Annotated in this window: 20 protein-coding genes; 4 read left to right on the top strand and 16 right to left on the bottom strand. The window is 64.5% G+C overall.

What is annotated here, in order from left to right; all coding sequences use genetic code 11:
• Positions 1-84: 84 nt before the first annotated feature.
• The 4 genes from yacG to ACHAC9_RS09210 all read right to left on the bottom strand — a co-directional run bounded on the left by yacG (position 85) and on the right by ACHAC9_RS09210 (position 2,629).
• Positions 85-276, bottom strand: a complete 192-nt coding sequence (gene yacG, locus ACHAC9_RS09225; RefSeq protein ID WP_435759343.1) for a DNA gyrase inhibitor YacG — start codon at positions 274-276, stop codon at positions 85-87.
• Between the two features lie 17 nt (positions 277-293).
• Positions 294-1,049 (bottom strand): cell division protein ZapD, encoded by a 756-nt coding sequence (gene zapD, locus ACHAC9_RS09220; protein ID WP_435759341.1) that lies wholly within the window; start codon positions 1,047-1,049, stop codon positions 294-296.
• Between the two features lie 64 nt (positions 1,050-1,113).
• The gene (coaE, locus tag ACHAC9_RS09215) at positions 1,114-1,761 is read right to left on the bottom strand and encodes a dephospho-CoA kinase (RefSeq protein ID WP_435759339.1); all 648 of its coding nucleotides are present in this window, start codon (positions 1,759-1,761) and stop codon (positions 1,114-1,116) included.
• Between the two features lie 4 nt (positions 1,762-1,765).
• Entirely contained in the window at positions 1,766-2,629 is an 864-nt protein-coding gene (locus ACHAC9_RS09210; protein WP_435759337.1) for a prepilin peptidase, read from the bottom strand.
• Positions 2,630-2,805: 176 nt separating this feature from the next.
• On the opposite strand from ACHAC9_RS09210, the gene ACHAC9_RS09205 reads away from it, so the two are divergent.
• The 3 genes from ACHAC9_RS09205 (at position 2,806) to ACHAC9_RS09195 (ending at position 5,412) form a co-directional block, all read left to right on the top strand.
• The gene (locus tag ACHAC9_RS09205; protein ID WP_435759335.1) at positions 2,806-3,480 is read left to right on the top strand and encodes a hypothetical protein; all 675 of its coding nucleotides are present in this window, start codon (positions 2,806-2,808) and stop codon (positions 3,478-3,480) included.
• The gene (locus tag ACHAC9_RS09200; RefSeq protein WP_435759333.1) at positions 3,473-4,168 is read left to right on the top strand and encodes an RES family NAD+ phosphorylase; all 696 of its coding nucleotides are present in this window, start codon (positions 3,473-3,475) and stop codon (positions 4,166-4,168) included. The genes ACHAC9_RS09205 and ACHAC9_RS09200 overlap by 8 nt, the downstream gene beginning before the upstream one ends.
• Positions 4,169-4,233: 65 nt before the next feature.
• Positions 4,234-5,412 (top strand): pyridoxal phosphate-dependent aminotransferase, encoded by a 1,179-nt coding sequence (locus tag ACHAC9_RS09195; protein WP_435759331.1) that lies wholly within the window; start codon positions 4,234-4,236, stop codon positions 5,410-5,412.
• Between the two features lie 20 nt (positions 5,413-5,432).
• On the opposite strand, the gene ACHAC9_RS09190 is transcribed toward ACHAC9_RS09195, so the two are convergent.
• The 6 genes from ACHAC9_RS09190 to ACHAC9_RS09165 all read right to left on the bottom strand — a co-directional run bounded on the left by ACHAC9_RS09190 (position 5,433) and on the right by ACHAC9_RS09165 (position 11,405).
• Positions 5,433-6,791: an ATP-binding protein gene (locus tag ACHAC9_RS09190; protein WP_435759329.1), complete on the bottom strand. Its 1,359-nt coding sequence runs from the start codon at positions 6,789-6,791 to the stop codon at positions 5,433-5,435.
• Positions 6,767-7,429, bottom strand: a complete 663-nt coding sequence (locus ACHAC9_RS09185; RefSeq protein WP_435759327.1) for a response regulator transcription factor — start codon at positions 7,427-7,429, stop codon at positions 6,767-6,769. The genes ACHAC9_RS09190 and ACHAC9_RS09185 overlap by 25 nt, the downstream gene beginning before the upstream one ends.
• A complete protein-coding gene (locus ACHAC9_RS09180; RefSeq protein WP_435759325.1) occupies positions 7,426-8,640 on the bottom strand; it encodes a YbdK family carboxylate-amine ligase in 1,215 nt (404 codons plus the stop codon). The genes ACHAC9_RS09185 and ACHAC9_RS09180 overlap by 4 nt, the downstream gene beginning before the upstream one ends.
• The gene (locus ACHAC9_RS09175) at positions 8,637-9,836 is read right to left on the bottom strand and encodes a cation:proton antiporter domain-containing protein (protein ID WP_435759323.1); all 1,200 of its coding nucleotides are present in this window, start codon (positions 9,834-9,836) and stop codon (positions 8,637-8,639) included. The genes ACHAC9_RS09180 and ACHAC9_RS09175 overlap by 4 nt, the downstream gene beginning before the upstream one ends.
• A gap of 1 nt (position 9,837) precedes the next feature.
• Positions 9,838-10,842: a hypothetical protein gene (locus ACHAC9_RS09170; RefSeq protein WP_435759321.1), complete on the bottom strand. Its 1,005-nt coding sequence runs from the start codon at positions 10,840-10,842 to the stop codon at positions 9,838-9,840.
• A gap of 326 nt (positions 10,843-11,168) precedes the next feature.
• Complete coding sequence (locus tag ACHAC9_RS09165) at positions 11,169-11,405, bottom strand: hypothetical protein (RefSeq protein ID WP_435759482.1); 237 nt, start codon at positions 11,403-11,405, stop codon at positions 11,169-11,171.
• Between ACHAC9_RS09165 and ACHAC9_RS09160 the strand changes: the two genes are divergently transcribed.
• Positions 11,385-12,080: a serine hydrolase gene (locus ACHAC9_RS09160; RefSeq protein WP_435759472.1), complete on the top strand. Its 696-nt coding sequence runs from the start codon at positions 11,385-11,387 to the stop codon at positions 12,078-12,080. The genes ACHAC9_RS09165 and ACHAC9_RS09160 overlap by 21 nt on opposite strands.
• A 107-nt stretch (positions 12,081-12,187) precedes the next feature.
• Here the strand turns inward: ACHAC9_RS09160 and ACHAC9_RS09155 are convergent, their stop codons facing one another.
• The 6 genes from ACHAC9_RS09155 to ACHAC9_RS09130 all read right to left on the bottom strand — a co-directional run bounded on the left by ACHAC9_RS09155 (position 12,188) and on the right by ACHAC9_RS09130 (position 19,711).
• On the bottom strand, positions 12,188-14,164 hold the full coding sequence (locus ACHAC9_RS09155; protein WP_435759319.1) for a TonB-dependent receptor: 1,977 nt from the start codon (positions 14,162-14,164) through the stop codon (positions 12,188-12,190).
• A gap of 77 nt (positions 14,165-14,241) precedes the next feature.
• Complete coding sequence (locus ACHAC9_RS09150) at positions 14,242-14,595, bottom strand: hypothetical protein (protein WP_435759317.1); 354 nt, start codon at positions 14,593-14,595, stop codon at positions 14,242-14,244.
• A gap of 37 nt (positions 14,596-14,632) precedes the next feature.
• Positions 14,633-14,983 (bottom strand): DUF3147 family protein, encoded by a 351-nt coding sequence (locus tag ACHAC9_RS09145; protein ID WP_435759315.1) that lies wholly within the window; start codon positions 14,981-14,983, stop codon positions 14,633-14,635.
• 59 nt (positions 14,984-15,042) lie between these two features.
• The gene (locus ACHAC9_RS09140; protein ID WP_435759313.1) at positions 15,043-15,417 is read right to left on the bottom strand and encodes a hypothetical protein; all 375 of its coding nucleotides are present in this window, start codon (positions 15,415-15,417) and stop codon (positions 15,043-15,045) included.
• 60 nt (positions 15,418-15,477) lie between these two features.
• Complete coding sequence (locus tag ACHAC9_RS09135; RefSeq protein WP_435759311.1) at positions 15,478-18,576, bottom strand: efflux RND transporter permease subunit; 3,099 nt, start codon at positions 18,574-18,576, stop codon at positions 15,478-15,480.
• 19 nt (positions 18,577-18,595) lie between these two features.
• Positions 18,596-19,711 carry an efflux RND transporter periplasmic adaptor subunit gene (locus ACHAC9_RS09130; RefSeq protein WP_435759309.1) on the bottom strand — a complete coding sequence of 372 codons (1,116 nt, stop codon included), beginning with the start codon at positions 19,709-19,711 and terminating at the stop codon, positions 18,596-18,598.
• Position 19,712 lies beyond the last annotated feature (1 nt).

Raw genomic sequence — 19,712 nt, 5'->3', positions numbered from 1 at the left:
TACCGCGTGGGCACAAGTGCCCGGTGAACCCGTCGTTGAGGCCATTGGCCTCAACGACCCCATACGGTGCGCTATCGTTGCAGGCTAGTGCTTGTCTTCGTCGTCCAGCGGATTGTCCTGCAGCTCGTTCGGCGCAGCACCCGGGATGGTGTACTTCTCTTCGGCCCAGGCGCCCAGGTCGATCTGTTGGCAGCGCTCGGAGCAGAACGGGCGGAATTTGTTCTCCGCGGTCCATTCGACTTTCTTGGCGCAGGTGGGGCAGGCTACAACGGTCATGGCGGTACTTTACGACTTTAGAAATTACAGAGCGTCAGCTCGAACGGGACGTCTTCTTCCAGCGACTTCGGCTTCAAATCGCCGCCTTGCGTGGTGAAGCGTACCCATAGCATGTATTTGTTGGCCGAGATCTCGGGAATCGCGCCAAGCGACTCGTCCAGGCCCAGGCGCAGCATGTGGTAGACCTTCCCCTGCAGCATCTGCTGATAACTGCCGGCGGCGGCGATCATCTTGGTCGGGCGTCCCGAATCGCGCAGCAGGCGCAGCACGAGGGCGAGCGCATCGCACAGCGGAATCAAGGGGCCGAACCAGCCCATGATTTCGGCATGGCGCTGCTCGAACGGGCGTGTCTGCCAGGCGTGGTAGGAGGGCAGGTCGAATTCGCAAGCGCCGCCCGGAATGATGGTGCGGCCGCGGATGCTCATCAGCCACTCGTTGTCGCGCACGTTCTGGCCGGTCTTGCCCTGGCTTGCCACGAGGGCGCTGCTGACCTGGTCGAGTTCGGCGAGGATGGCGTCGAGCGCTTCGGGCGCGACATTCGGATTGCTGCGGTAGGCCAGCAGGCTCTGCTTCTGGCGTTCGAGTTCCTGCAGCAGGTCCGATTTCAGGTCGGCGCGGCCGGCCACTTCCAGCATGTCGAAGATCGTCGAGAGCGCGACATGGTGCTGCATCGGATGTTCCTGACGTACAAAGAACTTGAATTTCTCGTACAGGTCCTCCAGCCGCAACAACGTGCGAATGCGCTCGTTGAAAGGATATTCGTAGACGATCAAAGTGACATTCCCCGTAATGTGGGCTGGCGAGCAGCTCCGTGATTCTGAACCATGCGGAGCAAAATTACAAACCCTGCATCGTTGAAGCGGCGAGACGCGCAGTCTCGGCCATGTAAAACGCGTGCAGGCGCTCGACCTGGGGCCGTAATGCGGCGATTCCATCGTCGTTCAAGACGACGTCATCGGCTGCGGCCAGGCGCTGCGCGCGCGTTACCTGCGCCGCCATGATGGCGCGCACCTGGGCTTCCGACAAGCTATTCCGTGCCATGACGCGGGCGACCTGCGTCTCTTCGGAGCAGTCGATTGCCAGCACGCGCGTGACCCGCTCGCGCCAGGTGCCGGACTCGATCAGGAGCGGCACCACGAAGATCACGTACGGGCCGGTGGCGATGGCCGCTGCCGCAGCGGTCGCTTCGCGAATCCGTGGATGCAGGATCGCTTCGAGACGGGCGCGGGCGCCGGGGTCGGCGAACACGAGCTCGCGCATCTTCGCGCGGTCGAGGGCGCCGTCGGGCGTGGCGAAGTCTTCGCCGAACTCGGCGAGCAGGGGCGGCATGGCGGCTCCCTGCGATGCGGTGAGGGCATGGGCGATGGCGTCGGTGTCGACCAGCGAGGCGCCGAGCGCGCCGAACAGGTCGGCCACCGTGGTCTTGCCGCAGCCGATGCCGCCGGTCAGGCCGACGGAAAATGTGTGTGTCTGGCCCGATTCCATGGCGTCAAGCGAGGACGTTCTGGAAAATGCCGCCGATCTGTTCGCCATAGAGCAGGGCGATCAAGCCGGCTGCCGCCAGGTAGGGACCGAACGGGATCGGCTTGTCGCGTCCGCGCCGCGCGAACACGATCAGGCTGATGCCGACGATCGCGCCCACGACCGAGGACAGCAAAATAATAGTCGGCAGCATCGCCCAGCCGAGCCAGGCGCCGAGCGCCGCCAACAGTTTGAAGTCGCCATAGCCCATGCCTTCCTTGCCGGTCACCAGTTTGAACAGCCAGTACACGGCCCACAGCACCAGATAGCCGGCCACCGCGCCGATGACGGCGTCGCGCAGTGGAACAAAGGTGCCGTTCAGGTTGATGAGCAATCCCGCCCACAGCAGCGGGAACGTCAGGTCATCGGGCAGCAGCTGGGTGTCGACGTCGATGAACGTCATCGCGATCAAGAGCCAGGCGAAGAGCAGGGTGGCCATGCCGGCAACGCCGGAACCAAAAGTCCAGACCAGCAGGGCCGAGAGCACGCCGGTCAGCAATTCGATCGCCGGATAGCGCGCCGAGATCGGCGCCTTGCATTTGCTGCACTTGCCGCGCAGCGCCAGCCAGCTGATCACCGGGATGTTTTCCAGCGCCGTGATCTGGTGCCCGCAATGCGGGCAGGCGGATCGCGGCACCATCAGGTTGTAGCGGTCGGTGTGCGGCAACTCCTTGCCACTTTCGTGGGCCACGTAATTGTCCGACTCGCGCTGCATCATCTTCGGGATGCGGTGGATGACCACGTTCAGGAAACTGCCGATCAACAGGCCCAACAGGCCGGCAACCAGGGTGGGACCGAGCAAGCCCGGTGCGGCGAAGAGAAGAGTTTCCAATGCAGGCTTCCGAAATAGATGAATGGTTCCGTAGATCAACCTATTTTAGGGGGTTTCGGGTGATTTTGCGAAGGAAGCTTGCGCCTTGATCGGCGCCAGCACCGTGTCTGGCATGAAGCGGTTATATGGGTTAGTATGGAGTGATACCATCCAATCTAATCTCAGCAGGAGGCAGCATGCGCGTACTGGAATACGGAGTGCCCGGTATTTCGACCCTTGCGGGCAAACCGGGAGAGGTCAGCAGGGGCCTGGACGGATCGGATGCCGAACAGGTCGTCGCGGTGTCGATCGCCCATGCCACACCGCGCGAGGCGGCGGCGATGGCGCAAACATTTGCCAGCATCGCCGAGTTCGTAAAAACCATCGTCGGCAAGCACCATCGCGAATCGCTCGAAGCGATCGTCGAGGCGCTGGTGCCGAAGGTGCCGCCCACGCCAAACGAGCTGAAGGAAGCGGCCATGCTGGCGCGGGCCCGCACCGCCGTGATCGGCAGCGGCGACTGGATGACCGCGGCCGAGATTGCCCTGGCAGCAGGATTCAGCGCCAGCAACCCAAGCGCCCAGCCCAACAAATGGAAACGCGACGGCGCGATCTTCGCCATCCGCCACAATGGCATCGATTATTTCCCCAGCTACGGGCTCGACCCCCAGGCGGGTTACCGGCCGCGCAAGTCGCTGGCGCACGTGATTAAAACGTTCGGCGACACCAAGGACAGCTGGGGCTTGTCGTATTGGTTCATGTCCGCGAACAGCTACCTCGGCGGAAAAGCGCCACGCGACCTGCTCGCCCTCCACCCCGAACGGGTGATTGCCGCGGCCGCCGACGAATGCGAAGGCGTGCTGCATGGCTGACACGCCGGCCGCCAGGCCGGACGCTGCCGCCACCACCACTCCCGGCGCGGTACCCGCGCCACCGCCCACCCTGCACATCACGACCACCACCTGGCCGCAGGGCACGCTCATCCATCGTGTCCACCACCTCGACTATGAGGCGGTCCAGTTCAATCCCGGTGTCAAGGGCAATGCCCGTTTCAGTCCGATCGCGGACCTCCATGGGCAGCGCATCCCCACGCTCTACGGCGGCTCGAGCTTCGCCTGCGCCGCGATGGAAAGCGTGTTCCACGATGTCCCCTTCGTCCCCGTCTTCAAGTCGTATGACAAGGGCAAGCTCAGCGGGCAGGGGCATTCGCAGTTCAGCGCACGCCAGGACCTGCTGCTGGCCGACCTCGGCAGCAAGGCCTTGCGCAAACTCGGCGTGCCGCGCAAGTGCCTGATCGATACCGAGAAGGACCGGTATCGGCTGACCCGGGAGTGGGCCGTGGCGATTCACGCGGGGTTTCCGCAGGTGCAGGGTTTGTGCTGGATTTCGCGCCAGGACGACAGTGCTCTGGCGGTGGTCTTGTTCGGCGACCGGATCGGGGACGGAGTGCTGCAGCCGGGCGCGCCGACGCGCAGCCTGGTGGACGATCCGGCGGCCTATGGCGAACTGCTGGCGCTGGCCGAGCAGATTGGCGTGGATATCGTTCCGGGCAGGCGCTGAGAAAGCGGCCCGCCGGCATCACACGATAGAATCCGTTACGCCCAGCCTCACATCACACCACCACCATGAAAATTTCGCAACGCGCCCAATCGATCGATCCCTTCTTCGCCATGGAATTCGGCAAGCGTGCCGCCGCCCTGGAAGCACAAGGCCATCACGTCATCAAGCTCAGCCTCGGGGAGCCCGATTTCGGACCGCCGCCGGCCGTGCTGGAGGCAGCGCGCACGGCAGTCGATGGTGGTTCGCTTCCCTACACCGCGGCCCTTGGCATACCGGCCCTGCGCGCGGCGATCGCCGGTTTCTACCTGCGCGAGCATGGCGTCACGATTGCGCCAAACCGGATCATCGTCACCGCCGGGGCGTCCGCCGCGCTGCTGCTGGTCACCGCGGCGCTGGTCGATCCGGGCGACGAAGTGATCGTGGGAGATCCCTCCTACCCATGCAATCGCCAGTTCATGAGCAGCTTCGGTGCGCAGGTAAAACTCGTGAGCACCGATGCGCACAGCCGCTTCCAGCTCGACGCCGCCAGCGTGCGCGCCAACTGGAGGGCGCACACAAAAGGGCTGATGATCGCGACGCCCTCGAATCCGACCGGCACGTCGGTGCCTCCCGCGGAACTGCGCGCCATCTGCGCATGGACGCGCGAGCAGGGCGCGTGGCGCATCGTCGACGAGATCTACCTGAACCTGGGCGACCGCGATGGCGCGGGCCGACCGCCGCAGACGGTGCTGGCCGTGGACGATGGCGCCATCGTCATCAACAGTTTCTCGAAGTATTTCGGCATGACCGGCTGGCGCCTTGGCTGGGCCGTCGTGCCGGAGGAACTGGTACCGACCATGGAGCGCCTGGCCCAGAATTACTATATTTGCGCCTCGACCCTGTCGCAGCAAGCGGCCCTGGCATGTTTCACGCCGGCGTCGCTCGCCGTCTGCGAAGCGCGCCGGGTCGAGTTCGCAGGGCGGCGCGAATTGGTGCTGGACGGCCTTGCCCGTATCGGCTTGCCGGTGCCGGTGCCGCCGGATGGCGCTTTCTATGTCTACTTCGATGTGAGTGCGACCGGCTTGAACTCCTGGCAGTTCTGCGAGCGCGTGCTGGAGGAGATGCACGTCGCGCTCACGCCCGGCAAGGACTTCGGCCATTGTGGCGCGGACCGCTACGTGCGGCTTTCGTATGCCGCCAGCGCCGGAGACCTGAATGAGGCAATCGGGCGGCTGGGGGTTTTCATGGACCGCCTGGACAGGTGAACGCCGGCCGGGCCGGATGCCTATCGAGCCGGTGCCCGGCATGCGGGAAACACCACGCGTGCACGCAGTCCTTGCGTACCATCGGGTTTCCCGGTCAGCGAAATGGTGGCGCCGATCTGGTTCGCGATCGACACCGTGATCGCCAGCCCGAGGCCGGAGCCAATCTCCCCGTTGCCAAGCACACGGTAGAACGGGTCGAACACGCGTTCCCGTTCTTCCAGTGGTATGCCTGCACCCGTGTCGTCGACATCGAGCACGACGCCGTCTCCACCTCGCTCCACGCTGATGTCGACGCGCCCGCCTTCTGGCGTGTAACGGATGGCGTTGTCGACCAGGTTCTTGACGAGAATCCTGATATCGACAGGGCGCCCGGTGACCATCGGATCGGCTTCGCCTACCACGCCAAGATCGATTGCCTTGGCCTCCGCCAGCGGCACCAGGTCCTCCAGGCATTCCTGGATCGCCTTCTTCAGCGGAACCTGCGTCAAGCGGTCGCTGCCGGACTCCTGCGTGCGGGCCAGGGTCAGCAACTGGTCGAGCAGGATCCGGGTGCGCGACAGGCCCGCCGACAGTGTCCCCAGCCGTTTCCGCGCCTCGGACGGCATGTCGCTCGCCGCCAGCCTTTCCGCCTGCAGCGACATGGCTGTCATGGGCGAGCGCAGCTCATGCGCCGCATCGGCGATGAAGCGCCGTTGCAGCGCCAATGCGCGGACCGTGCGGGCAATGAGCTTGTTGATCTCGGTGACGAAAGGCCACACTTCCGACGGCAGTGCAGCCCGGTCGAGTTCGCCTATCTCGTGCTCGCGGCGCATGCCCAGTTGCGTGGCAAGCCGCTGCAGCGGCTGGAACATGGCGCGTACCAGCAGCGTCACCATCAGCACTAGGACCGGCCCCAGGAACAGGATCGGCATGACGCTGCGCCAGGCGTTCGAACGTGCGGCCGCATCGCGCACCGCCGTTTGCTGTGCTACCGCGACCCGCACGCCCTTCGCACTGGTACGGACGAAAACGCGCCACGTTTCCTTGCCGATAGTGACCGTCTGCAAACCGTCGGGTAGGGAAGTGGCGAAGCGCGGGGAGCGCTCCGGGTACGCCAATGCAGCGCCGGGAGCGTCGATGAAGCGCACCACCAGCCGCGCATCGAAGTCGATGTCGCCAACTCGTTCGCGCGCCATGGGCGACGTCGGCACGGCATCGAGCCTGCTGATCAGGTAGCCGACCTGCTGCAATTGCGTGTCCTGGCCGCGGTGAGCGTCTTCGGTGGCGGCAAGGTAGGAGTACAGGCCGGCAATGGCCGCGCCGGCCAGGATCACCGTTGAAATCCACAAGGAGAGCCTGAAACGCAGCGATGCCGCTATTGGCGCTTCGCGACCATCCATCCTACGCCTCGCACATTCTTGATGATCTCGCTGCCCAGTTTTTTTCGAATCGAGTGAATCAGGAATTCGATGGCATTGCTCTCGACTTCCTCGTTCCAGCCGTACACCCGGTGCTCGAGCTCCGAACGGGAAAGTATGGCGCCGGGCCGCACGAGCAGGGCCTGCAAGAGCGGGAATTCGCGCGCTGTCAGGCGTACCGTCGTCGCACCGACCCGGGCCTCGTGGGTCGCCGGATCCAGTTCGACGATGCTGTTCCCCAGTACCGTGCTGGTCGTTCCCTCCTTGCGCCGGGTCAGCGCGCGCATCCGTGCCAGCAGTTCGCTCATTGCGAACGGTTTTACCAGATAATCGTCAGCCCCGCCATCGAGGCCGGCCACGCGGTCTTCCGTCGCCTCGCGCGCCGTGAGCACCAGCACCGGCACATCGTTACGCGCCTTGCGGATCGAGTTCAGCACGGCCATCCCGTCGATGCGGGGCAGGTTAAGGTCAAGCAGGATCAGTTCGTACTCGAGGGCCTGCAGCGCCATCAGCGCGGCCTCGCCGTCGCGGACCCAGTCCGCCGCGTAGCTGGCATCGCGAAGCGCATGCTGGACCACGCTGCCGATCATGGGATCGTCTTCCACCAGCAGCACTCTCATTGTCGGGCTCCCCGGCCAGGTCTCAGCGGGTGTTCGAAAATTTCGCTGGCCATGCGCGCCAGGTCATTCATGCCGGCGCCGGCGGACATGTGGGCGCTCAGCCAGCCTGCCTGCCCGCCGTCGCGCAACAGCTCCTCGATCAACAGGCATGCCTCGGGGAAGTCGGGATCGTCCGACCGCGCGACCAGTCGCGCCAGGTCACTGCGCACCACGTGTTCGATCGCATGCTCCTTTCCCGAGCAGGGGTCGATCCAGCTGCCCCGGACTCCCTGTTTGGCCGCATTGAACCGGTTCCAGTTATACAATTCGCGCGCGTTTCCACTTGGCCAGGTACCGGGCCGGTCCGCTATTTCGATGCACAACTCCCGCGCGTAACAGGCAAGCGCCGCGGAATACGCCGGATGCAAGGGGGTGTCCAGCACCCTCAGCTCGATGGTTCCGTACTCCGGCTTGGGGCGCACGTCCCAATAGAAGTCCTTGATGCTGTTGACGATGCCGTGCTGCGCCAATCGTTCGAAGTGGTTCGCGAATTCCTGCCAGCTGCGCAGGTCCGGCGGCATGATGCCACTCATCGGGAACGCCCCGACCACGTTGCTGCGTGCACTGCAGAATCCCGAGTCCTCCCCCTGCCAGCATGGTGAGTTGGCCGACAGGGCGATGAACAAGGGCGCGCGCTGGGTCAGCCAGGCGCCAACGCGCACCGCCTCGTCGGCACTCGGCATGCCGATGTGGACGTGCATGCCAAACACGGTGAACAGTTTGGCCAGGTAGCCATATTTTTTCGCGGACTCGCGGTAGCGGTCTTTCGGATAGATGCGTTGCTCGTTCCATTTCTGGAACGGATGGGCGCCACCGCCGGAAATGGCGGCCCCAACCGTGAACGCGGCCCTTTGCACACTGGTACGGATTTCCTCCACCTGGGTCGCCGCCTCGCGATAGCTGCCCAGCACCGAGGTGGCAACCTCGAGCATCGATGTGGTGATCTCGGGGGTCGCGACCCAGGCCTTCTCCTGCTTGTCGAGCAGGAGCAGAATGTCCGGGGCTGCCGGCAGCAGGTCGTAGGTGAGACGGTCAAGTACCATCAGCTCCAGTTCGATCCCCATGCTGCCGAGCCGCGAATTGGCGAACGGGGGCAGGAATGCCGGGCCGGCGCCGGCGACCGCGCGTGCCTGCGCAGCTGCGCTGTCCAGGTCGATCACTGCATCTGTCATTTTTCACTCCCTTCATGTGTTTCACCGGCAAAGTGCAGGCCGGCCCATGTGATCGCCGGGGCTACCAGCACGTTCAGGGCCAATAGTGCCCCCATCAGCCTGGTGGCAGTGTCGCTCAGGTAGGCGGCGTTGGACATCGAGCTGTCGACGACCAGGGCGCTGAAGCTTACCAGCGAGCAGGCGGACAGGGCGATTGCATGCTTCTTGTGCGTGCTCCATGCCTGTCCGGGAACGAGCGCGAGGCGCGTCACCGCAATCCGCATGGCGAACACCAGCAGCGCCATCAGCAATATCTGCCAGTGAAGCACCTGTTCCAGCTGGACCAGTGCAGCCGAGGTCATGAACAACAGCGCATACCCGATATCCTGCACCGTTTTGAGCTGAGCCTGGAACACGTTCTCGCGCTTCTCCGCATTCCGCAGCAGCAGACCCATCAGTAACAGGGACAGCAGGGCGCTCGACGAGGTCACCGAGCACAGGCCCAGGTCCAGCATCAGCGTCGCAAGCAGGATGCCGGGGCGTACGCCGGCCTCCGCCCTCGAGACGCTCGACGCGAGCTTGTACACGCCGTAGCACAGCAGCGCGATGGCGGCGCCGAGCAGCAGCTTGCCGCCCTGGTGCAGGAGCTGGTCGCCGAACGGCAACTCGTCGGTGACGCCATGGCTGCGCAGCCAGGCCAGCGAGACCGACAGGGCCACCAGTGCCACCAGATGGCTCAAGCCGACGGCATTGGCGGCGGCATAGGTCGCCACACCGGTGGCGTTGTGGTCCGCCACCATCGAGGTAAACACCACGGGATTAATGGCGATCAGGATCGAGGCGATGAAGGCCGCATCGCTCCAGCCCACGCCAAACGGGACCAGCAAGGCGACGGTACAGGCGCCGCGCAACAGGCAGCCGAGCACGAGCGATAGGCCCTGGGCGCGGCTGCGCCACAGCCAGGCCAGGTCCATCTTGCGGCCGGCTTCGAACAATACCAATGCCGACGCTGCGTTGAGCAGCTCCTGGAAGTAGGTCAGCAGTGCGGCGTCGACCAGGCCGAAGCCGCTCACGCCCAGGATCAGTCCGGCTGCCACGGCGCCGTACAGCCGTGGCACGCCGCGCCTGTGCAGCAGCACGCCGAACATCTGCGACAGCAGCAGGCCGGCGCCGATAATGGCCAGCGGCGAAAAGAAAAACAGCGGCAGGGTGGACATGTCATTCATAGATGGCAGCCCACTGCACCGCAATTGCCGCGAGTTCGCGCTCGACGGCCTGTTTCGCCTGCAACATGACGCCTGTGTCGGCCTGGCCGCGCGGCAGCCGGGTGGTCACCCGCAGCCGCACCGTCGCCGCGTCGCTTTTCGCCGGCATCCAGAGCTGGCTTTTCAGCTCTTCGCCCTGGACCCAGGTTGCGAGGAACTTGGCGCCACTCGGCAGGTTCGCGGGCATGTCCAGCATCCTAAACTGCGTGAGCCATTTCGCATCCGGGTGCTGCCTGCTCAGTTGCAGGTGCATGGCGGCGCGCTGTTCCAGCCGGCTGTCGTTTGGACTATAGGACAAGGCAAGCTTCGGTTGGCCCGGTTGCGGGTTGCCAGCACGCAAGCACAGACCCGCCGCTTCCAGGACCAGGCCATCCGGACCGAGTTCGCCGGGCCGCGCACCGAGCACGCGACGAAACACCGGCTGCAAGCGCGCCGCATCGGACTTGCTGGCGGTGGCCATGTCCTGCTGGTGCCGGGCGGCAGCCTCGATCAGCAACTTCCAGCGGCGTTCCTGCCAGCGGCGGGTAGCGGGGCGCGGATTCGGGTTCCAGCGCCACTCGGTGGCGAGCCATTGGTCGGCACTGCCGCGCCGCAGTAGCAGTAACCGTTCTTCGCCGCCGGCGGCAAAGCGCAGCGTCTGTGCGCTCCAGCGGCTGTCCCAGACACTGCGCGGCGCGGCGGGCGGCAGCCCCGCCTGGGCCGCGTTCCACCAGCGGGCCTGCCTGCTGAGGCACGACGACGGCGCGCCCTCGCTCCAGCTCCAGCTTTGCTTGCGCAAGCGCTCCTGCCAGGCGCACTCGGCCTCGCCGGCCGGCCCGGCGGCGTTCGCTTGCGCACTTGCCTCCTTGCGGCACGTCCACGGATGTTGCTGCGCCAATGTACGGAAATCAGTGGCGACGTCGGGACGCGATGCCGCACCGCGCTGGGAAGGCGGAGCCGCATTCGCCGGTACGAGCACTGGCGTTGCCAGGACAATGCAGGCAGCGAAAAGCAGGCGTTTAGCCGTACAAAAATGTCGTTTTTTCAATTTGTGCACTTGGAAGGTTAGCCCGGCCGAACAACTGGCGAGCATGGCAATTGCAATGGTATGGAGAAACACTTAGCAAATACTTAGCGAATGCTGCGCTGGTGGGCGCCCTTGATGTGGCGCTTCCTGTTGTGGCTGGGCGCTAAGGGTTTGCTAAGTATGGTTGACTAGGATGCCCGAGATCGCGTGCCCCGACCTCAGTTCGCATGGGGGGCAGCCCGGATTTGGCTGATTCGAAAAAAATGACATTACTTGCTTCACTTCTTCTGGCATTGGCCTTGTTGGCCGGCCACACATCTTCGGTTCAGGCAGTCGAAGAGCGCATCTCCACAGTAACGAAAGCGAAAGCGGCGCAGCGGCACCGGGTCGTGGAAAAAGCCAGGCTGCGGCGTGCCAAATCCTCGTACGCCGCACAGCTGGGGGCGCTCAGGTCGAGCGCTGTCCTGATTCTCGATCCGCGCACGAAAAAAATCTTGTACCAGAAGAATGCGCATGCCGCGATGCCAATCGCCTCGCTTACCAAGTTGATGACGGCCCTGGTGGTGCTGGAAGCGAGGCAAAACATGGCGGAAAAACTGGTCGTCACGAGCGCCGATTTCGATCGGCTCAAGTATTCGTCATCCCGGCTGCGCGTTAGAACGCGTCTGTCACGCTCGGAGATGTTACATATCGCCTTGATGAGTTCTGAGAACCGCGCAGCATCCGCCCTGGGGCGCAACTACCCCGGCGGAACAAGAGCGTTTGTCGCGCGCATGAACGCGAAGGCACGGGCGCTGGGAATGCGCAGTACGCGCTATGTGGAACCGACCGGCCTATCGAGCGCAAATGTCGCGAGCCCGGCGGACCTGGCGAAGCTGGTCATGGCCGTCGAGAAGCACCCGCTTATACGGCGCTATTCCACGGACCGGAATTTTTCGATCAGGCAGGGCCGGCGCCAGACCGCTTATCACAACAGCAACCGGCTCACTGCGAGCCCGAACTGGAAGATCCGCGTGCAAAAGACCGGCTACATCTCGGAGGCTGGCCGCTGCATGGTGTTGCACGCAACCGTCAAGGGCCGGCCGACGGTCATGGTGTTCCTGGACGCGCAAGGAAAATTTTCACGCGCGGCCGATGCCAACAGCGTGCGTGCCTGGCTGTCCAGGTTCAATCCTTGGGCGCGGGGATAACGGCGAAAACGGAAACCGGCAGAGCCTGACCATCCTGGCGTCAGGAGTGTCAGGCTCACGCAGGGCCGGCGATCGGACGACGCAGGCCTTGCGAAGGTGCTGTCCTCTCAGAACGCCGCGCGCACGCCAACGGTGAGATTACGCCCTGGCAGAGGCGCGATATCCTTCAGCACCGAGGTCGACACGCGGATCTCTTCATCGAGCAGGTTCTTGCCGATGATGAACCAGGTCAGGTCGGTGTGCCCGAAGCGCTGGGTGTACGACAGGTTGGCGTCGAGCTGGGTATAGGCGCCGGTCGGCGTCGATTCGAAGGCCGCCAGGCGCTCCTGCTTCAATGCACGCAGCACCGACAGCCCGCCGCGCAGGGCGCCCGCCTTGTAGCCGGCTTCCGCACCCACGCGTTTGGCCGGCTGCAGCGGCAGGCTGCCGGCGTCGTCGAGCGAACCGCGCGACATGTCGCCGAAGGCGCGCAGCGACAGGCCTTCACGGTGCTGGTTGTAGCTGATCTCGGCCTCCGCGCCCCGGATCGTGGCATCGGCCTGGCGGAAGATGCGTTCGCGCAGTTCGTCGCCCGGATTGCCTTCATCGTCGAGCAAAGTATCACCCACCTCGCCATAGATGAAGTCGCGGACGTGGTTCTGGAACAGGTTCGCCTGCCAGCGCACCAACCCGGTCGTCTTGCGCAGCGACAGCTCGATATTGCGCGAGGTTTCTTTTCTGAAGTTCGGATTGCCGATGTCGAAGGTCAAGGTCGACTCGTGCGGGCCGCCCGAATACAGCTCGTCGGCCGCGGGTGCGCGCTGCGCCACGGACGCGGTCAGGCCGACGGTATAGCCGGGGACGACGGGGAAAATCGCGCCGGCCGAATACGACAGCAGGTCGAAGCTGCGGCGCGGGGCGCCGCCTTCCGGTTCACGCTTGACGGACTCCGCGCGCACGCCGGCATTCACGCGTGCAAGGCCGAAATCGCGCTCTTCGACCAGGAATGCGGCGTGGGTGTCCGACACGGTCACCGGCACCGTCGCCGATTCTCCGGTGTCGGCGGAGAGGCCCGAAAAGCGCGCGTGCTCGGTCTGGACGCCGAAGCTGCCCGACCAGCCGCGCACCGGCTTGTGCGTCATTTCCAGGCGGGTTTCCAGTGCGCGGTTCGAGAACACGGTTTCCGGCCCGCCTTCGGCATTGAGCTCGACGTGCCCGTAGTCGCTGTAGCCTGCCTTGAAGCGCAGTTTCTCGAAGCCGGGCAGGGGGGCGTCGAGCTGGCTGTCGATGTCGTAGCGCGTCTGCTCGAGGTCGATCTGGGCACCTTCGCCGCCGGGGATGCCATAGCGTTTTTTAAGGGTGCTGACCGAGGCCCCAAGATGGCCGCGCTCGCCGATATACGCGCCGCCGGCACCCAGGGTGTGCTGGCGCAGCGCGGAATTGGGCAGCGTGTCGCCGCCTGGTGCGTCCGGGATGTGGTAGTCGCCCGCATCGCGGCCGCTGCCGTCGACGTGGAGCGCCACCTTGCCGCTCGATGCATCGCCCGAGAACGAGACCGAACGTCCATGGTCGACGCTGTTGTAGCGCGACTCCACCACGCCGGTGGGCGTGTCGTGATGCTCGGTCGGGATCCGCTCGTTGACCACGTTCACCAGGCCGCCGATGGCGCCTGAGCCGTAGAGCAGGGCAGCAGGACCGCGCAGGATCTCGATCTGGCGCGCGGTGGCGCCTTCCCCGCTTACCGCATGGTCGTTTGACAGGCCGGACAGGTCGGACACGGCCATGCCGTTTTCCAGCACCTTGACGCGGTTGCCTTCCAGGCCGCGGATGACCGGACGCGATGCGCCGGCGCCGAAGGCCGAAGCGGATACACCGAGTTCGCTTGACAGGGTCTCGCCCAGGGAACTGCCGAGCTTGCTGCGCAGTTCGTCGCCGGCGAGCACTTTTGCCGGCGTCAGGATCTGGTCGCCTTCGGCCGCGTTGAAGGGGTTGGCGGTGACGACGACGGTCGCCATCGGTTGGTTTGCAGTCTGGGTCTGGGCAAACGAGAGTGGGGCGAGGGCGGCCAGAACCGCGCTCGCCAGGATAGTACGCTGGACGTGCATGATAATTCCTTGAAAAAATTGAACGGACTCGCGTGCGCGGGCATGCCGGCGCAAGCGGGTCAGGAAGTCAGGGGCAGTCAGGCGAGAGGGGGAGCGCGGGACGAAAAATAGCGTGTGAAAGGGGCATCCCATGAGGTGAATGCAGCCCATAGGGCCAGCACCCGGCCGCCCGGCAGGATGGCGGCCGTGCAGCCGGGCGACTGCAGCGCAGGGGCCACCGTAGCGGCGTCATAGGCGAGACAGGAATGCTGGACCGCCTTCTGGTCCGAGCCTGCAGCTATCGTCATGGCCAGCTCGGCCGCCGCGGATGGGAATTGCCACGCGTGCACAACCCGGTGCGACAAACCCTGCCAGTGCGCAAAGACCATGGCCAGCGTCAACAGGATGACGATGGCGAAGCGGGTCGATTCTTGGCGTTGAGGTGTGCGCATGAAGGTCGGCATTATACCGCGTTGGTCACGCGAATGATCAAAGCAGCACGATGCCGAAACGTTTCATCACCAGTGCAAATACCCCAAAACACGCCATGGTGATGAGCGCGCAGGACCCGAGGGTCCACCAGAAACCGAGCCGTTGCAGCAGCCACGGAAAGGCGAGAAACATCGGCAGGGTCGGCACCACATACCAGAAGGTGTACCAGGCATGATTGGCGAGTTTGACGTCCGGCTGGTGTTCGACATGCAGCCACACCAGGGTCAGCAGTGTGATCATCGGCAGGGCGGCGACGAAGCCGCCGAAGCGGTCACTGCGTTTCGCCACCTCCGATACCAGCACGACCACCGCCGCGGTAATCAGGTATTTCGTGATGAGCCATTTCATCGTTTCCCCTTTTTATGTGCTGATTCCGGTGGCCGTCGGAACGGCCACCGGAACTGCGCCTACTTGATCGAGAAGCGCACGCTGACCGCCTTCTTATCCGCGAAGGTGATGGCGGCAACCGCCTTGCTGCCGGGCACCAGGTTGGCATCGCCCTTGACGACCAGGGTGTTGGCGGCGCCAGCTGCGAGCGGCAGCGCGGTCTTTTGCGTGCCCTTGAGCACGGTCAGGGTACCGGTTGCGCCGGCGGTCGGCAGCGCCTTGCCGTGGTCGTCGACGTAAATCGTGGTGCCGCCGTCCTTCGCCACCAGTTCGAACGACAAATCGCCTGCGCTCTGCACGATGCCCCCATGCTTCGCCTTGGCGCCGTGTGCAAGAACGTTACCCGACAGGGCCAGGCTGGCCGTGAGGGCCACTACTGCAAGAATCTTTTTCATTCCAATGCTCCAGAAAACTTGGCGGCTCGGGATGGGCGCCGCCACTTGGCCCGTGTTGAATCAATAGGCATCGCTGCCTTTTTCAGCCAGCAGCCGCTCCAGCGGCCGGCGGCCGACTTTCCAGAAGATGAGCGGCGTCAGCAGCGAATCGAGCAGCGTGGAACTGATCAATCCCCCGAAAATTACGACCGCGACCGGATGCAGGATTTCCTTGCCCGGTGCATCGGCGGCCAGCAGCAGTGGCGTCAATGCGAAGGCTGCGACGAGTGCCGTCATCAGGACCGGCGTCAGGCGTTCGATCGAACCGCGCACGATCATCGGCCAGCCAAATGTCTCGCCTTCGAACTTGCAGAGGTTGATGTAGTGGCTCACCTTGAGAATGCCATTGCGGGTCGTAATGCCGGCCAGGGTGATGAAGCCGACCATCGAGGCGACCGACAGCGACACCCCGGCGATCCACATGGCGACCACGCTGCCGACCAGGGCGAACGGGATATTGCCCATGATGACGAGTGCCAGCGTCGAGGATCGATAGCGTGAATAGAGCACCAGGAAGATCAGCACAAGCGAGGCCAGAGAGAGGCCGACGATGAGCTGCTGCGCCTGTTCCTGGGCCTGGAACTGGCCTTCGACGCTCACAAAATAGCCGCCCGGGAGCTGGCTGGCGGACACTGTCTTGCGCACGTCTTCGATAATCCCCGACATGTTCGAGCCATCGGTATTGGCATACACGACGATGCGGCGACGTCCGTTCTCGCGACCGATCTGGTTCGGCCCATCGCCTTCCTCGACCGTTGCGACGGCCGATAATGGGATCTGTCCGGCGGGACTGGTGAGCATGACCCGGGCGAGATCCTGCGGCGAACGGTCGACGTCGGCCAGCCGCACTACCAGGTCGAAACGGCGCGCGCCGTCGATCACCTGGGTAACACGCGTGCCTTCTGCCAGCGCCTGCAGGGCCTGCAGCACGTCGCCCGCCGCCAGGCCGTATTGCGCGGCCTTGCGATAGTCGATGCGCACCTTGATCTGCGGGATCAGGACCTGACGCTCGACCGACAGGTCGACCAGACCCGGCACGGCGCGCAGGCGTTCCTGCAGTCCGTCGGCCAGGCCGCGCAGGGTGTCGATGTCGTCGCCATAGATTTTGAGGGCGATCTGCGCGCGCACGCCGGAGAGCAAGTGGTCGAGCCGGTGCGAAATCGGCTGCCCGATTGCCACCGATGCCGGAATGACAGAGAGCTGGTTGCGAATGCTGGCCATGATCTCTTCGCGCGACCGCTCGGAGGATTTCAGGTCGACGTCGATCTCGGATGAGTGAACGCCCTCGGCATGCTCGTCGAGCTCGGCGCGGCCGGTACGTCGCCCGACCCGGGTGACTTCCGGCACCTGGGCAATCAGGGTTTCAGCAAGTGAGCCCATGCGATTGGCTTCCGCAAGCGAGGTACCTGGCGTGAACGTCATGCCCATCACCAGCGAGCCTTCGTTAAACGCTGGCAGGAATGCGCGCGGGAAAAAAGGAACAGATGCGGCGGCCGCCACGACAGCGATGAGGGCAATTGCCAGCATCAGGCGGATGCGCGGCAAGGTCCAGTTCAGCGCAGCGGTATCCCATTGCTTCATGCGGCGCACGATCGGGCTGTCGCCACGGTGCAGAGACTTCATGCGGGGCAGCAGGTAGTAGGCCAGGGCTGGGGTCACTGTCATCGATACCAGCATCGACGCCAGGATCGAAGTGATGTAGGCAATGCCTAGCGGTGCAAACAGGCGGCCCTCGATGCCGGGCAGGGCGAACAGCGGCACGAACACGAGCACCACGATGACGGTTGCGTAGACGATGCCCGAACGCACCTCAACCGAGGCATGCCAGATCACCTCCAGCACCGACTGACCGTCATCTTTGCGCTGCTTGAGCCTGCGTACGATGTTCTCGACGTCGACCACAGCATCGTCGACCAGTTCGCCGATTGCGATCGCCAGGCCCCCGAGTGTCATCACGTTAATGGACTGCCCCAGCAGGTGGAAGGCAAGTGCAGTCACCGCCAGCGAAAGCGGGATGGCGATCAACGAGATCAGCGTGGTGCGGACGCTGAGCAGGAAGGCAAACAGGACGATCGCGACCAGGATGGCGCCGTCGCGTAAAGCTTCGACAACGTTGCCTATCGAGGATTCGATGAAGTTGGCTTGCCGGAAGAGGACCACCGGCTGCGATATGCCGGCCGGCAGGCCCTGCTTGAGTTCCGCCAGCGCCGTCTCGATGTCGCGCGTCAGGCGCACCGTGTCGCCCGCCGGCTGTTTCTGGACGCTGACGATGACTGCCGGTTTGCCGTTCAAACCCGCGTCGCCACGCTTGAAGGCCGCCGCGTAGCGCACGCTGGCGACCTGTTCGAGCAGGACCGGCGCCCCGTTGCGATATGCAACGGCCAGCCCGCTGATGTCTTCCAGGCGATTCGTGCGGCCCAGGTTGCGGATCAGGTATTCGCGGTTGTTCAGGTCAACGAAGCCACCGATGGTATTGGCCGCGAAGCCGCGTAGCGACGTCGTGACCTGTTCGAGTGACACGCCAAATTGCGCCATGCGTGCCGTATCCGGCTCGACCCGCAACTGGCGCACTTCGCCGCCGATTGGGATCACTTGCGACACACCCGGAATCGACAGCAGGCGCGGGCGCAACACGAAGTCGGCATACTCGCGCGCCTTCATCGGATCGGTTTTGGCGACGTCGATCGGCAAGGCGATCAGCATGATCTCGCCCATGATCGAGGATACGGGGCCCATCACCGGCGCTATGTTGCCGGGGAGTTGTTCCTTGACCAGCGTGATCCGCTCCGACACAAGCTGCCGGTTGCGGTAGATATCAGTGCCCCAGTCGAACTCGGCGTACACGATCGACAGGCCGACACCGGAGACCGAGCGCACCCGCGTGACGCCGGGCATGCCGTTGAGCGAGGTCTCGATCGGGAACGAGACCAGCTGCTCGACTTCTTCCGGCGCCATGCCGCCGGCTTCGGTCAGCACGGTGACAACCGGCTTGTTCAAGTCGGGGAAGACGTCCACCGGCGTGCGCCATGCGCTCAATGCACCGTAGGCCATCAGCATCAGCGCTGCCGCCAGGACGAACAGGCGGTTGTGGAGGCTGAAGCGAACTATCGAATTAAACATGGGTGGTCACCTGATCTGCTTATCTAATCTGATTAATCAGGGAAGTCCCGATGACCACCACCCTGTTGTCGGGGGTAAGCCCCTTGGTGACGATGACAGTACGTGCGTCGAGCGCGGTTGCCTCTACCGGCAGGGCGATGAAGCGCTGGGCACCGGATTTGATCCAGACCACCGTCTCATTGGCCGGATTGCGCGCCAGTGCCGCCGCCGGCAGCGCAATTCCCTTGACCTTCGTATCGAGCCTGGCCAGCACCGTGACCGGCTGACCTACTGCCAGGTCCAGGTTCGTGCCGCGCGCACGGAAATTGATCGGCACGGCGCCGTCGCGCAGGGTACGGCCGCCGCCCAGCAGAGTCAGCTCGACATCCGGCACGTCGACGAGCGTCGCCGTGCTGATTTTGCGGGCGATGCCGGCATCGGTGGACATAGCTTCGATCACCATGCGCTGCGGATCGACGATCTCGAACAGCACGTCCCGCGACTCGACGATCTGGCCGTTGAGCACCGAGGCACTGGCAATGATCCCGCTCGCGGGCGCAACAATCGCTTCGCTGCCGCTGAGCGACCCGGCCACCGCCCGTTCCTGGCCAATTGTGCTGGTCAGTTCTGCCTGGGCCGCTTCCATTTCCTTCGCCGGCACCACGCCTTCGAGCGATTTCAGGCGGGCTACCCGCTTTGCCAGCAAGGTCCTGTTGGCGCGCAATTCGGCAAGCTCCGCTGCCTGGTTGGCACGCTCGATGGCGGCACCGGTTGGGCGCAGGCGAGCCAGTACCTGGCCCTTGACCACGCGCTGGCCGGCGACCGGCAGCCCGTTCGGCCCCGGCGCAATTTGCCCGCCGAACGGCGCCTGCACCCGGCCGCCAGCGTTCGGGTCGATGCTCGCGCGGCCGTTCAAGGCCACGCTGCGCGCAAATTCCCCTTCCTTGACCATCAGCGTGCGCACGCCCATGCGGCGCTGCGCCAGTTTCGGCACATTGACGCTGCCGTCAGGCAGACGCGCCAGGCCGCCGACGCTGGCGGTGGCCTGGCCGTCCAGGTGTTCGCCGTTCGGGCCGTGCGCACCGGGCGCCGCCAGCAGGGAAGTCGCAAACAGGCTGGCGACAAGGCCGGCGACAATTCGTTGAGTCATCTTCATA

This window comes from Massilia sp. CMS3.1, assembly GCF_051262535.1.
GTDB lineage: Bacteria > Pseudomonadota > Gammaproteobacteria > Burkholderiales > Burkholderiaceae_D > Telluria.
The sequence above is the reverse complement of the archived record's forward strand: the minus strand, read 5'-3'. Positions and strand labels throughout refer to the sequence as shown.